Annotated in this window: 13 protein-coding genes; all 13 read right to left on the bottom strand. The window is 45.4% G+C overall.

Annotated elements, in window-relative coordinates:
• Nucleotides 1–96: 96 nt before the first annotated feature.
• A complete protein-coding gene (gene lipA / locus ACYTPF_RS00790; protein WP_179983312.1) occupies nucleotides 97–1,059 on the bottom strand; it encodes a lipoyl synthase in 963 nt (320 codons plus the stop codon).
• A complete protein-coding gene (gene lipB, locus ACYTPF_RS00785) occupies nucleotides 1,052–1,636 on the bottom strand; it encodes a lipoyl(octanoyl) transferase LipB (RefSeq protein ID WP_461851518.1) in 585 nt (194 codons plus the stop codon). The genes lipA and lipB overlap by 8 nt, the downstream gene beginning before the upstream one ends.
• A gap of 87 nt (nucleotides 1,637–1,723) precedes the next feature.
• On the bottom strand, nucleotides 1,724–1,987 hold the full coding sequence (ybeD, locus tag ACYTPF_RS00780; protein WP_269916520.1) for a DUF493 family protein YbeD: 264 nt from the start codon (nucleotides 1,985–1,987) through the stop codon (nucleotides 1,724–1,726).
• 101 nt (nucleotides 1,988–2,088) lie between these two features.
• The gene (locus tag ACYTPF_RS00775; RefSeq protein ID WP_179983315.1) at nucleotides 2,089–3,273 is read right to left on the bottom strand and encodes a D-alanyl-D-alanine carboxypeptidase family protein; all 1,185 of its coding nucleotides are present in this window, start codon (nucleotides 3,271–3,273) and stop codon (nucleotides 2,089–2,091) included.
• A gap of 410 nt (nucleotides 3,274–3,683) precedes the next feature.
• On the bottom strand, nucleotides 3,684–4,691 hold the full coding sequence (locus ACYTPF_RS00770; RefSeq protein ID WP_461850853.1) for a septal ring lytic transglycosylase RlpA family protein: 1,008 nt from the start codon (nucleotides 4,689–4,691) through the stop codon (nucleotides 3,684–3,686).
• 5 nt (nucleotides 4,692–4,696) lie between these two features.
• Nucleotides 4,697–5,812, bottom strand: a complete 1,116-nt coding sequence (gene rodA / locus ACYTPF_RS00765; RefSeq protein WP_269916522.1) for a rod shape-determining protein RodA — start codon at nucleotides 5,810–5,812, stop codon at nucleotides 4,697–4,699.
• Nucleotides 5,809–7,725, bottom strand: a complete 1,917-nt coding sequence (mrdA, locus tag ACYTPF_RS00760; protein ID WP_179983318.1) for a penicillin-binding protein 2 — start codon at nucleotides 7,723–7,725, stop codon at nucleotides 5,809–5,811. Before mrdA ends, rodA begins: the two co-directional genes overlap by 4 nt.
• A 30-nt stretch (nucleotides 7,726–7,755) precedes the next feature.
• A complete protein-coding gene (rlmH, locus tag ACYTPF_RS00755) occupies nucleotides 7,756–8,226 on the bottom strand; it encodes a 23S rRNA (pseudouridine(1915)-N(3))-methyltransferase RlmH (RefSeq protein ID WP_179983319.1) in 471 nt (156 codons plus the stop codon).
• 114 nt (nucleotides 8,227–8,340) lie between these two features.
• Nucleotides 8,341–8,661 (bottom strand): ribosome silencing factor, encoded by a 321-nt coding sequence (gene rsfS / locus ACYTPF_RS00750; protein ID WP_118495087.1) that lies wholly within the window; start codon nucleotides 8,659–8,661, stop codon nucleotides 8,341–8,343.
• A gap of 17 nt (nucleotides 8,662–8,678) precedes the next feature.
• Nucleotides 8,679–9,380, bottom strand: coding sequence for a nicotinate (nicotinamide) nucleotide adenylyltransferase (gene nadD, locus ACYTPF_RS00745; protein WP_461850852.1), 702 nt, complete (start codon nucleotides 9,378–9,380; stop codon nucleotides 8,679–8,681).
• 57 nt (nucleotides 9,381–9,437) lie between these two features.
• Nucleotides 9,438–10,466, bottom strand: coding sequence for a DNA polymerase III subunit delta (holA, locus tag ACYTPF_RS00740; RefSeq protein ID WP_461850851.1), 1,029 nt, complete (start codon nucleotides 10,464–10,466; stop codon nucleotides 9,438–9,440).
• Between the two features lie 23 nt (nucleotides 10,467–10,489).
• Nucleotides 10,490–11,017: an LPS-assembly lipoprotein LptE gene (locus ACYTPF_RS00735; protein WP_179983322.1), complete on the bottom strand. Its 528-nt coding sequence runs from the start codon at nucleotides 11,015–11,017 to the stop codon at nucleotides 10,490–10,492.
• Nucleotides 11,018–11,028: 11 nt separating this feature from the next.
• Entirely contained in the window at nucleotides 11,029–13,632 is a 2,604-nt protein-coding gene (gene leuS, locus ACYTPF_RS00730) for a leucine--tRNA ligase (protein WP_461850850.1), read from the bottom strand.
• Between the last annotated feature and the right edge of the window lie 297 nt (nucleotides 13,633–13,929).

The raw sequence follows: 13,929 nt of genomic DNA, 5'->3' as shown, positions 1-13,929 counted from the left end.
GCGTATTTTGAGGGCATTCTAACAATACCTGTGGGTTTGTCACCCAGAAATAGGGGCAAAAAAAGCGGTGAAGACCACCGCTTTATGTCACATTTTTTATTTTACTTCCTTGCCCGCTGCCTGTTGGTCGGCGTGGTAGCTAGAGCGAACCATAGGGCCGCATGCTGCATGAGTGAAGCCGATCTCTTTAGCATAGTCACCTAAAGCATCGAACTCTTTCGGGTGAACATAACGTTTAACCGGGTAGTGGTGACGGCTTGGCTGAAGGTATTGACCTAAAGTAAGCATATCTACATCGTGTGCACGTAAGTCATCAAGTACACCTTGAATCTCTTCGTTTTCTTCACCCATTCCCATCATAAGACCTGACTTAGTCATAACATCTGGGTGCTGTGCTTTGAACTTTTTAAGTAAGTCCAGTGACCACTGATAGTTTGCACCTGGACGACACTCGCGGTATAAGCGCGGAATGGTTTCAAGGTTGTGGTTAAATACGTCGGGTACGCCGTTTTTGAAAATCTCAAGCGCACGGTCCATACGGCCACGGAAATCAGGGACTAACACTTCAATGGTTGTCGAAGGGCTGTGTTCGCGAATTGCGTTTATGCAGTCTACGAAATGTTGTGCTCCGCCATCGCGAAGGTCATCGCGGTCTACAGAAGTAATAACCACATAACGCAGATTCATTTCAGCGATGGTTTTGGCGAGTTTTTCAGGCTCTTCTGCACTTGGCGGAAGCGGCTTACCATGGGCTACGTCGCAGAATGGGCATCGACGGGTACAAATATCACCTAAAATCATGAAGGTGGCGGTACCGTGATTAAAACACTCTGCTAGGTTAGGGCAGCTTGCTTCTTCACACACAGAGTGAAGATTGTTTTTGCGCAGGGTTTTTTTAATGTGGTCAATTTTCTCGGTAGTGCGAGGAAGTTTGATTTTGATCCACTCAGGCTTGCGCAGCATTTCTTCCTTTTCTGTAGGAATAATGGTGACGGGTATGTGTTTTACTTTTTCATCATCGCGAAGTTTTACCCCCGCTTGAGGTCGTGCGTTACTCATCAAAACCTTCTTTATATGTTGGCTGTGCAAGGGAAAGCGCTTCTAGCAACAGGTGCGTTAATTCCTTACCAGCGGTTTCAAGTGTCTTTGGACCATTAAGGCGCGCGGTATCGATCATTTCCATACCGGCGTAACCACATGGGTTGATACGCTGAAACGGTGATAGGTCCATATTAACATTTAAAGCCAAACCGTGAAACGAGCAGCCATTACGTATTCTTAAACCTAGCGAACAGACTTTCTTCTCGTCGACGTATACCCCAGGCGCGTCGGGCTTTGGATAGGCCTTTACATCATACTTGGCAAGTAGTCCGACCACTGCTTCTTCCATTGCAGTGACTAAATGACGCACGCCTAGCTTGCGGCGCTTTATGTTAAGCATCAAATAAATGACTTGCTGGCCTGGACCATGGTAGGTAACTTGACCGCCACGGTCTACTTGAACCACGGGTATATCGCCAGGCATCAGTATGTGCTCAGCTTTACCCGCTTGCCCTTGAGTAAATACCGCATCGTGTTCCACAAGCCATATTTCATCAGTTGTATTCTGGTCGCGCTCATCAGTAAAGCGCTTCATCGCTTCAAAGATTGGCGCATAAGGCTGACGACCTAGTTGACGTACAATAACGCCATCTACGGTAGCCAATGTCGACTGCTCATTCACTTAAAGTACAACCCTAACAAGCTCTAATTTAGCTAACTCAGTGTAAATGGTTTCCATATGCTCTTTACTGGTAACACGCACGCTAACAGACACCGAGTGGTAAGTACCTTTACTGCTTGGTTTCACCGTAGGTGAATAGTCGCCAGGTGCATGCTGTTGAAGACATCCGACTACTTGTTCTGGTAGGTCTTCGTGGGCAACGCCCATTACTTTAAAGGTTTGGTTTGTTGGAAAATCTAGTAGTTCGTCGAAACGGGTATCCATGCGATATCCTTGGTACTTAAAATATCATATAAAAAAACGGCCAGATTGTAACAAATCTGGCCGCTTCACAACTAGCTTTTTAACGTTTTCAGTATGGTAACTTACTCGTCGTCAAAACCTAGCTGAAGCATAATGTAGTCTTTAGCGCGGTTAAAGAAGCTGCCTTCTTTTACTTCTTGAAGTGTTACCAAAGGGTAACTCGCTACATCTTCACCATCTAGCTGTAGGTAAAGTTTCCCAACAACTTGGCCTTTTGCAAGCGGTGCTTCTAGCTTGTCGTCAAGCTCAAAGTTAGCTTCTAAGTTTGCCGCCTGACCGCGCGGAATAGTAATGGGGGTAGATTGATTAATTCCAAGGTCTACGGTTTCTCTATCACCCATGTAGATACGGTGCGCTACAAAACTATGACCAGCTTCATATGGCGTTAGTGTTTCGTAAAAACGGAAGCCGTATTTAAGCAGCTTTTTGTTTTCAACTTTACGCGCACGTTCGCTGTCTGTACCCATAACCACTGAGATTAGGCGCATTCCACCTTGTTCCGCTGAAGTGATTAGGCTGTAACCCGCGTCAGACGTGTGGCCAGTCTTGATACCGTCAACGTTTAAGCTTTTATCCCATAATAGGCTGTTGCGGTTGTATTGCTTAATACCGTTGTAGGTAAATTCTTTTTCGCTGTAAATTTTGTACATTTCTGGTGTCTCAGCAATAAGCGCGCGAGACAACACAGCCATGTCACGTGGTGTAGTGTAGTGGTCTGGGTCGTGCAAGCCGTGTGCGTTTACCCAGTGAGAACTTGTCATACCAAGTGATGCTGAGTGAGCATTCATCATGCTAGCAAACGCAGATTCCGAGCCGGCTACGTGTTCGGCCATTGCAACACAGGCATCGTTCCCTGATTGCACCACGATACCGCGAAGTAAATCACTTACAGAAACCTGTGTTCCTACTTCGATGAACATTTTTGATGAATCTGGGAATTTCTTCGCCCATGCATTTTCAGAAATAGTGACTTCATCGTCCAGACTAATGTTGCCCGCTTGAAGCTCTTTACCAATGACATAAATCGTCATTATTTTGGTTAAGCTTGCTGGTGCAAGCTGCATATCTGCGTTTTTTGACGCAATAACGTTACCGGTTTCATAGTCGGTAAGTAAAAAACCTTCTGCAGCTACAGTGGGGGCTGGCGGTGTCACTACTGCAGCGTTAGCTGTGTGCAGTAATGTCCCCATCACCAAAAAGGCAAATGAAAGTAATGACGGTTTAGCGCGTTGAATTATTCTGAGCATGGTTCTAATTTCTTTGACCGTTTATCCGTGTGAGTTAAAGCTTACCCTGTTATTGCGATAACCGCGAAGCGAATACCTTAAAACATGGCTACCCAATTTTAGCTTTTGTCCAGTTCGTAACCGAACTCTGACTATTTACCCATATTTTCTTTGGGCAGTACGAGATCTTAACGAAAGGCTGCTTATAAGACTAGGTTTTATCAAAAAAGTTTAAGGGATAGTAGGGATAAGACGAAGAAACCGTGATATTGCCTGCTGAATGACACAAAGCTGCCACAATGTCGTTGATTTTATGAGCGGGAATAAGCTGGCAAGACAACAAGCTTATATTTTTATGCGGGGGCGCAACCTTCTATGGGTATGTATATCTCCGTACAAAAAAGCTGTGAGATTGAGTACTCGGTAACAGCTTATAGCGTTTGTGTAATTGCGTAAGCGTTAGGGTAACCGTTTTGCTTTAATTGCTCGAGCACCTCTGCCACAACAGCTTCGTCGTGAATAGGCCCAAGCTGGAGTTTATAAATGTTATCAGCTACCGGCAGGTGAGCGGGAATTTGATACAAGGCCGATAGTACGTTGGAAATGGACTTTGCTTTTTCAGCGTTTGAGAGCGCTGCAACTTGTATGTAGACAGCATCGGCAACGGTATTGCTGCTAGGTTTAGTTGCTGTTTTATCAGCTTTTGCTGGGTCAAGAGGGGGCTTAGGCGACGTACTGGCTATCTCTCGAGGAGGAGTTACAGCTATGCCTAAGTACTCATCGTAGGTCACCGTTGGGTTATTGCCTACCGTGACATTGTTTTGTTCGTCAAAATGAATAACTTCCAATTTAACTTTTGCAGTGCCTTTACTGTGATAGCCAAGTTTCACTGCGGCGGCGTATGATAAATCTATAATCCTATTATCATGAAAAGGACCGCGGTCGTTAACACGAACTATGGCTTGCTTGTTGTTTTCTAAATTAGTAACGCGTACATAAGAGGGAAGCGGCAATGTTTTATGAGCGGCGCTCATAGCAAACATGTTGTAGGTTTCACCGTTTGAGGTTAAATGACCATGAAACTTCTGGCCGTACCAACTTGCATAGCCTACCTCTTCATAGCCTTTACCGCTATTCATAGGCGTATAGTGTTTGCCCAATACTTTGTATGGCCTGCTGTTGAACATGCGATAGGCTTCGTATTTGGGGACCGCGTCTAATGTTTCAGGCTTTTTTGCAACATGTTTTGGTGCAGAATCTTGCTGTTGAGTGTATCGGCTAGACTGAGAAGGCGCGCTTTGACACCCAGCTAACAAGATGGCGGTAAATACAGCCGCGCTGCAACGCATAAAGTGTTTACGCGCAAATGCGTTTGGTAAGCTTGCTTGAAATGCGCTTACATTAACTAAATCAAGTACCGAAAAAAGGCGCTGAAACATACAAGTTATCTAGACATTAAACGTTTTTGAGTGGCAATGGCCATAAGAATGCCAAAACCTGCCATCAAAGTCACCATAGATGTTCCACCAAAACTCACTAAGGGTAAGGGGACGCCTACCACTGGGAGTAATCCTGAAACCATGCCCATGTTGACAAATACATAAACGAAAAAAGTAAGCGTGATACTACCGCCGAGTAGTTTCGCATAAGCATCTTGTGCGCGACTTGAGATAATAAGTCCGCGCATAATGATAAAAATATAAATTGCCATTAAGCACATGACACCCGTAAGACCAAATTCTTCGCTAAATACAGAAAAAATAAAGTCGGTATGGCGTTCTGGCAAAAACTCTAACTGAGATTGGGTACCCTGTAGCCAGCCTTTACCGTCAACCCCGCCTGAACCAATGGCAATTTTAGATTGAATAATGTGGTAGCCAGAACCGAGAGGGTCACTTTCTGGATTCAAGAAGGTAAGAACTCGTTGTTTCTGATAATCTTTCATTAAGAAAAACCACATAACAGGCGTAAAGGCACCAATAAGACCGCCGACGATAGAAATAAGTCGCCAACTCATTCCGGCCAGAAATATGGCAAAAATCCCCGAGCTTGCTATCAGCAGTGAAGTTCCTAAATCGGGTTGCTTAGCAATCAGGATGGTGGGCACAACCACCAGGCCAAAGCCAACAATGATATGCGTGGTGCGTGGCGGCATGGTGAATTTACTGATATACCACGCTACCATCATAGGTACGGCAAGCTTCATTAATTCAGAAGGCTGAAAACGAATAAAGCCTAGATCGAGCCAGCGCTGTGCGCCCTTACCCATGTCGCCAAACAGCAGTACGGCTATAAGCATTAATAGGCCAGCAGCATAGGCATAGGTTGAGAAAAACCTAAACACGCCTAAAGGGGCTTGGGCTAGAGCGAACATGACGATAAAACTAAATCCCAGCCTAATAAACTGGCGCTCCATTTGCTCCATATCCTGTCCAGACGCAGAATAGAGCGTAAATAGTCCAACACAACTTAGTACGAGCAGACCAACCAGTAGCCAGCCATCAATGTGAATTCGCTGAAGAAAGCTTATCTTATTAGGGTTTATCGTGGTTCGCTTCACTGGTTTGCCCCTAATTTATTCTCACTACTTGCTGTATTAACGTCGGCAGTTTCAAAAACACGGTCTCGAAAGTAAAAGTCCATGATTTGACGCGCAACAGGCGCCGCGTTCTTACTACCACCACCTACGTTTTCAAGTACCACAGTTACCGATATTTCTGGGTCATCAAAAGGTGCAAAACCTACGTACATGGCGTTGTCGCGAAGGCGCTCGTCTATTTTACTGGCGTCGTATTCTTCATTTTGTCCAACCGTAAAGAGCTGCGCTGTACCTGTTTTACCCGCTGAATCATATGGTGTATCTGCAAACGCATGGCGTGCTCCGCCTTCATCGCCACTTACCACATCGCGCATGGCGTTTAATACCACGTCTAAATTTTCACGGTTTTTAATCTCTATAGGCCGAAGCGACTTAAGTGGGATAAGGTCAACAGAGCTATCTGTATTCATATAGCCACGAATAATCTGAGGGATATAGCGTTCGCCGGCATTAATTAACGTGTTAACTGATGTGTTTAATTGCACAGGGGTAGTGGTCCAGTAACTTTGGCCTATACCGACAGGTATAGTGTCGCCAATGTACCAAGGCTGATTGAATCGTGCGCGCTTCCAACCTCGGCTTGGCATATTCGCGTCAGATTCTTCATAAAGATCGATACCGGTAAAATCTCCGAAGCCGAATTCATACATAGACTCACTAATTTTATCGATCCCTAATTTGTAGGCCAGTTCGTAGTAGTAGGTATCGCAAGATACTTCGATTGCTTTTGAGACATCTACTTTACCATGGCCCCATCGACGCCAGTCACGCCAAACATGGGATACATTAGGTAATTTGTAGCGACCTGTATCGTTAACCGTATAGTCTTTTGTAATAACGCCTTCCTCAAGACCAACAAAACCTAAATGAGGCTTGATGGTAGAAGCAGGAGGGTATTGACCTTGAGTAGCACGGTTAATAAGTGGCCGGTCTGGTGAATTCAACAGCGCAGAATAATTTTTACTGCTGATACCGTGCACGAATAAGTTCGGGTCGTAGCTGGGGTTAGAATATAGGGCGAGCACGCCGCCGGTTTTAACATCGGTTACGACTACTGCGCCGCGCATACCTTCTATTATTCGCTGAGCTTCTAACTGAAGCTCTAAATCTAAGTTAAGTACGATGTCTTTGCCCGGCGTTGGCGGTTCAACACTCAGCACACGAATGATACGACCCTGATTGTTTACTTCAACCTGCTGATAGCCGACTTTACCGTGCAGTAATTCTTCGTGGTATTTCTCAATACCTAATTTGCCAATGTCATGAGTTGCCGCATAATTATCTTCTTGTCCTGCTTCAACAAGCTTTTGCAAGTCACGTTTATTAATACGTGCCACATAACCGAGGGCGTGGGTGAGGGTTTCTTTGTACGGATAATGTCTAGCTAGACGGGCTTCAATTTGTACGCCCGGAAATTTGTGTTTGCTGGCAGAAAAAAGCGCGACTTCCTCTTCGCTTAATTGTGTGCGAAGGGCTACGGGTTTAAATCGACGGGTACCCTTAAGCGTTGACTGAAAGCGCTCTAACTCATCGCTTGTGATGTCCATTAATTCGGTTAGATCAGCAAGGGTCTGGTCAATATCATCGACCTGTTCGGGAATGACTTCTAAGCTAAAAACCGGGCGGTTTTCCGCTAAAAGTACACCATTTCGGTCGTAAATAAGACCGCGGTTTGGTGCTATGGGTAAAACTTTTATTCGATTACCGTTAGAGCGGGTTTGGTAATCTTCAAATTGGGTAACCTGTAAAGAATAAAGGTTGTTTAGCACAATGCCCAACATGGCTACAACGATAATAAAAGCGATAGTCGCGCGGCGAGCGAACAAATTCGCCTCAGCAGAATGATCGCGAATTGCTTGTCGTTTTCGAGGCATTGACTTCCTTTGCATTAGTGTAGCGATTTCTTATTCACGGTGGTACGGGTGATTTTGCGTGACCGACCATGCGCGGTATAGGCTTTCGGTGAGAATAATTCGAACAAGAGGGTGGGGGAGCGTAAGGGCTGATAAGGACCATTTCTGTTCCGACGCCGCGATACACTCGGGCGCCAATCCTTCAGGCCCGCCGATAAGAAGGCTTACATCGCGCCCGTCCATTTTCCAATTGTTGAGTTGTTTAGCCAGTGTAGGGGTGTCCCAAGGCTTGCCCGTTACTTCTAAGGTAACAACGCGGTTTCCTTTAGGAATAGCAGCCAGCATTTGCTCGCCCTCTTTCTCTAAAATGCGCTTTATATCGGCGTTCTTACCCCGTTTACCAGCGGGAATTTCAGTAAATGACACCGGCATATCGTTGGGAAATCGACGAATAAATTCTTCAACGCCTGTGTTAACCCAGCCTGGCATCTTTGTTCCGACCGCCACAATTTGTATACGCACTTAATGTACCCTTACCGCAGGAATTAGTTTTTCTCTTATACAATAAAGGCCATACGCTAATGAGGTATGGCCTTTATCGACCGTGTAGCTATGTATTTCTAACCGGCGTCTAAATTACTGCGCCCACAGTTTCTCTAACTGGTAGAAGTCACGGGTTTCGTCCTGCATAACGTGCAAGATAACATCACCAAAATCAACAAGAACCCATTCACCTGTTTCTTTACCTTCCACACTCCCAGGAGCATGACCGGCATTTTTTGCTTCAACCATTACGTTTTCAGCAATAGAAGATACGTGGCGTTTAGAGTTACCCGAACAAATGATCATGGTATCTGTAATCGTTGATTTGCCGCGAACGTCTAGTTCGATAACATCACGGCCTTTCATGTCGTCAATTTTGTCTTTAACAAACTGTTTGAGCTGTTGACTCTCCAAGAGCTTTCCTCACTTACTTAACTTTTATATAACTGATGTTCGTTTATGTAGGCTAATACGCTTTCTTCTAGCCAAGACTCGGCAGAAGTAGCCTTTAAAGCGTTTGGCGCATTCGCTTCGTAAGACGTGGCAGCATCTGCTAATACGTCACGAATTTCAGTAGATGAAACACTATACAGTGGCGTGTTGGTCAACACTACATGGCCTGTAGGCTTCGTGTGAATAACATTTTTATCGCTAGTCACATGACGATCTAACCAAGCTTGTATCGCAGGAGGAGGCGAAAATTCTTCGTCGTCTCTGCGCATAACCACTAAGTGACAGTAATCGAGCAGGTCTTCCCACTCGTACCATTTATCCAGATTATACAGTGAATCTGCGCCAATGAAAAAACAGATTGTATCATTGCTTTTTTCTCTCAACGCTCGCAGTGTTTTTACCGTGTAAGAGGGTGACGGAAGCGTCAGTTCAATTAACTCTGGAATAAGTCTGTCATTGTTTTGGGCACAAAGTTCAATCATTCTTACCCGGTGGGTTTCTGAAACGCCTACCGACTTATGGGGGGCTAATTTGCACGGCATTAGATAAACGCGCTCAATACCCACTTCATCAGCGGCCTTCAATGCAGCACCAATATGACCTTTATGTGGTGGGTTAAAAGTACCGCCTAGGATAGCTTTTACGTGTTGGTTTGATTGAGAAGAGCGTGATTGACTCACTAGTTTATTTACCTTGTCCGAACCTTGTCTATACCTTGTTCATACTTTATATGGCTTTTACGCTTGTAACAGCGGGATTTCACGGAGATCTATGCCCATGAACATCATGCAAAGGTGACACATTTCAACATAGGGCCGGGCAATTACATTTTGTTTAAATGCATGGTCAGCTCGCGTAAGTGCTTTTTGTATGTCTTCGAGCTGTGCAAGGCTCAAACGATTTAATGCACTTTGATAAAAGCCTTGCCTATTGCGCCATATACCAAACTTTTGCCACTGTATAGGCGTGCCGCTTTGCTGAGCTAGTTTTAGCTTCCATAGCTGCTCCCATTCACGCACAAGCGCCCAGATAATAATGTTTGGCTCTAGACCCTCGCTTTCTAATCGATAGAGCATTTTGATACAGCGAGTACTGTCACCGCTAAGCATTACGTCAACCAGTTGGAACACGTTAAAGCGCGATTGGTCCACCATAGCCTGCTCAATTTGCTCATCTGATATAGATTGCTGCGGATAGAGCAGCGCGAGCTTGTCAATTTCCTGCTTGGCGGCCAGCATGTTGCCTTCACAAAAATCGGCAATCATTTTGGCGCCTGACGCGGTCACGGAAAGCTGATGGGCGTTGAGCTGTTGATTCAACCACGCGTTTAGCTGCTTACCTTCCAACGGGTAGCAAAGTACCGATACGCCCAGTTCATCAAGAACCTTAAACCATTTGCCGCGCTGTACGTCTTTACCTATTTTTGGGCCGTGAACGAGCAACAGAATATCGGGGCTAAAAGACGCCGCGACTTCTTGCAGCATTTTGCTGCCTTCAGTGCCTGGCTTTCCTGTGGGTAGCTCTAATTCGATAAACTGTTGGCTAGAAAAAAGCGACATGCTTTGCGTAGCTTCAATTAACTGGTTCCAGTTAAAGCCTGTCTCAGCAACAAGCACAGTGCGCTCTTCAAAACCATTAGCCTTTGCTTTAGCGCGAATTTGCTCAATAACATCAAATTTTTGCTGTGGCTCGTCTCCAAAAACCAAATAGCATGGACGCAATGCCTTTGAAATATCTTGGCTAAATTGGTTTGGATAAATTTGCATGAAAAATTCTGATGTTATTTGATTTATAATGACGATACGTTAGGCGCAGCAACTGCCTGACTAGAAAGGCGTCTAATCATAATATCTGCTGCCTCGTTGCGCATTTCGCTTAACATTAGTTCAAGTTCACGAGACTTTGCCAACACTTGGTCCGGATCGTCTTGATAGTCACGTACCACTTCAAATTGGGCCATCACCGCTTCTTTACCGGGAAATTGGACACGATAACGAACTACGTAAATAAGCTCGTACTCAGCAACTTGTCCCGACGGATAAACAGATAGCAGCTGACGCTCTAATTTCTCTGGTAGCAAGTATATGCTTACGTGTTGATTAGAGCGGGTTGCTTTATCCACGTTAACACTGGATAAACCATAAACGTTAAGGCGTTTATCGAGCGCACGCGCAAGGGGCGCGTGTGCTCGAGCACTTTCAATGGCAACCGTGTTAATGTCGTCAGGTAGGCTAGGGCTGCTTCGCAAATGAAAACCACAGCCTGTAACCCAAACGGTAGCCAACACAGCGACTACAAATTGTAAGTGCTTTTTCATCACCATCTGACCTAGTTAGCTACAATATTGACAAGCTTGCCAGGAACAACAATCACTTTGCGAATGGTTTTACCTTCGATAAATTGCTGAACGTTAGGCTGCTCTTTCGCAGACGCTTCAATTGTCTCTTTGCTTGCATCAGCTGCGATGGTCATTTTCGCGCGAACCTTACCGTTAACCTGAACAATAATAAGTTTCTCGTCTTCAACCAATGCCGCTTTATCTGCCTGTGGCCATGGCGCTGAATCGATATCTTCACTGTGACCTAGTACTTTCCAAAGCTCGTGAGCGATGTGCGGGGTAATAGGGTTAAGTAGCAACAAGATTGACTCACAAGCTTCGCGCATAATAGCGATGTCTTGAGCGTTTTCTTGTGGCGCTTTTTGAAGGTGATTCAGTAGCTCCATTACTGCAGCAACCGCAGTATTGAAGGTTTGGCGACGACCCAAGTCATCAGACACTTTCTCAATCGTTTTGTGTACTTCACGGCGAAGTGCCTGCTGGTCTTTCGACAGTGACTTAACGTCAATAGCTTCTGGCGTGCCTTTTTCCACGTGCTCGGTAACAAGCTTCCAGATACGACGTAAGAAACGGTTTGCACCCTCTACGCCAGAATCAACCCACTCTAGGGTCTGCTCTGGTGGCGCTGCAAACATAGTAAATAGACGGACTGTATCGGCACCGTACAGGTCGATAACTTCTTGCGGGTCGATACCGTTATTCTTCGACTTAGACATTTTGGTCATGCCGCCATGAATAACTTCTTCGCCATCTGCTGTCAGCCACGCTTTAACAATGCGGCCTTTGTCGTCTTTCTCTGTGCTTACTTCGGTAGGCGAGAACCAGGTTTTCTTACCAGAGGCGTCTTCACGGTAGTAAGAGTCGGCTAATACCATGCCTTGGCACAATAGGCGCTTAAATGGCTCGTCAGTATTCACCAAGCCTTCGTCGCGTAGCAATTTGTGGAAGAAACGCGAGTAAAGTAAGTGCAAGATGGCGTGCTCGATACCACCGATATATTGATCTACTGGTAGCCAGTAGTTGGCTGAAGTTGGGTCAAGCATGGCATCGTTGTTGGTAGCACTTGCATAACGTGCGTAATACCAAGATGACTCCATAAAGGTATCAAAGGTGTCAGTTTCACGTAACGCAGCTTCACCATTGTATGTGGTCTTAGCCCACTCGGGGTCAGCTTTAATTGGCGAGGTTACGCCATTCATTTCTACGTCTTCCGGTAACACAACCGGTAGTTGGTCAGCAGGAACCGGAACCGATTCACCGTTTTCCAAGTTTAACATTGGAATAGGCGCGCCCCAGTAGCGCTGTCGGCTTACGCCCCAATCACGTAAACGGTAGTTTACTTTACGCTTACCGCAGCCTTTGTTTTCAAGCTCATCAGCGATACCGTTAAATGCCGCATCGAACTCAAGCCCGTCAAATTTTTCCGAATTAATTAAGCTGCCTTTTTCAGTAAATGCAGAAGCTGAAAGGTCGCATTTATCTTCATCGCCTGCATTTGGCTTAATAACTTGCTTAATAGGCAAATCGTACTTTGTGGCAAACTCCCAGTCGCGTTGGTCGTGACCTGGTACAGCCATAACTGCGCCTGAACCGTAGTCCATCAACACGAAGTTAGCGACCCAAATTGGAAGCTTTTCACCAGTTAAAGGGTGGATAACTTCAAAGCCAGTGGCGAAGCCTTTCTTCTCCATGGTTGCTAATTCAGCTTCAGCAACTTTGGTGTTTTTACATTCGTCGATAAAGGCCGCTAAATCTGAGTTCGATTTTGCTGCGAATTCGGCAAGAGGGTGCTGCGCAGCCACTGCAACGTAAGTAACGCCGTAGAAGGTATCCGGACGAGTGGTGTATACCGTTAAATCGGCAATATCATTAACCGCTGATGCTAGGTCAAACGTGATTTCCACACCTTCAGAGCGGCCAATCCAGTTTGCTTGCATGGCACGTACTTGATCCGGCCATTCTTCAAGCTGTTCTAAATCTTGTAAAAGCTCTTCAGCGTAGTCAGTAATTTTAATAAACCACTGTGGAATTTCTTTTTGTTCAACTAAGGCCCCTGAACGCCATCCGCGACCGTCAATTACCTGCTCGTTAGCCAGAACAGTTTGATCTACAGGGTCCCAGTTCACAGTAGAGTTTTTCTTGTAAACAAGACCTTTTTCGTAAAGGCGTGTGAAGAACCACTGTTCCCAGCGGTAGTAATCAGATTTACATGTTGTTACTTCGCGGTCCCAGTCGTAACCAAAACCCAACGAGCGAAGCTGATTTTTCATGTAATCAATGTTGGAGTATGTCCATTTCGCCGGCGCAGTGTTGTTGTTAATCGCTGCATTTTCCGCCGGTAGGCCGAAAGCATCCCAACCCATAGGCTGCAATACATTTTTACCCTGCATACGCTGGAAACGGCTAATTACGTCACCAATGGTGTAGTTGCGCACGTGACCCATGTGAAGTCGGCCACTAGGATATGGAAACATCGACAGGCAGTAGAATTTTTCTTTATCTACATCGTCGTTTGCTTTAAAAGATTGGTTATCTTCCCAGTATTGCTGAACACGCTGTTCAATGTCTTTCGGATTGTACTGATTATCGGCCATGAAACTTAGGCTTCCGCATTAAAAGTTAAAACGTTTATGGGGCGGCATAAGGCGAACGATCTACAAGAGAATTTGTAATCTCTCCTGTATTCTTGCCATTTAACCGCACGTGGGATCTTCCCACTTTACATACATATAGCCCAATAGAATAACCCAGCGCTAAGCCATGCCTCAATAGCTTAACACTGAACTAGGCAATATTTATTTCTGCTTGCATGAAAAGTGAGCATTAATGCAGCTATTTAGGCGCGTTAACGAAGATGATTTGCTTAAACTCTCGCGTAAAATTCACATAGC

This window comes from Alteromonas sp. HB246098 (assembly GCF_054890645.1).
Note: the sequence above shows the minus strand (reverse complement) of the source record. Positions and strands in the feature narration are given on the sequence as shown.

Excerpts from the sequence above, each read along its gene's own strand:
- ybeD (WP_269916520.1), bottom strand. The coding sequence starts at position 1,987 with ATGGATACCCGTTTCGACGAACTACTAGATTTTCCAACAAACCAAACC.
- lipB (WP_461851518.1), bottom strand. The coding sequence starts at position 1,636 with ATGAAGCGCTTTACTGATGAGCGCGACCAGAATACAACTGATGAAATA.
- mrdA (WP_179983318.1), bottom strand. The coding sequence starts at position 7,725 with ATGCCTCGAAAACGACAAGCAATTCGCGATCATTCTGCTGAGGCGAAT.
- ACYTPF_RS00735 (WP_179983322.1), bottom strand. The coding sequence starts at position 11,017 with ATGAAAAAGCACTTACAATTTGTAGTCGCTGTGTTGGCTACCGTTTGG.
- lipA (WP_179983312.1), bottom strand. The coding sequence starts at position 1,059 with ATGAGTAACGCACGACCTCAAGCGGGGGTAAAACTTCGCGATGATGAA.
- leuS (WP_461850850.1), bottom strand. The coding sequence starts at position 13,632 with ATGGCCGATAATCAGTACAATCCGAAAGACATTGAACAGCGTGTTCAG.
- ACYTPF_RS00775 (WP_179983315.1), bottom strand. The coding sequence starts at position 3,273 with ATGCTCAGAATAATTCAACGCGCTAAACCGTCATTACTTTCATTTGCC.
- ACYTPF_RS00770 (WP_461850853.1), bottom strand. The coding sequence starts at position 4,691 with ATGTTTCAGCGCCTTTTTTCGGTACTTGATTTAGTTAATGTAAGCGCA.
- holA (WP_461850851.1), bottom strand. The coding sequence starts at position 10,466 with ATGCAAATTTATCCAAACCAATTTAGCCAAGATATTTCAAAGGCATTG.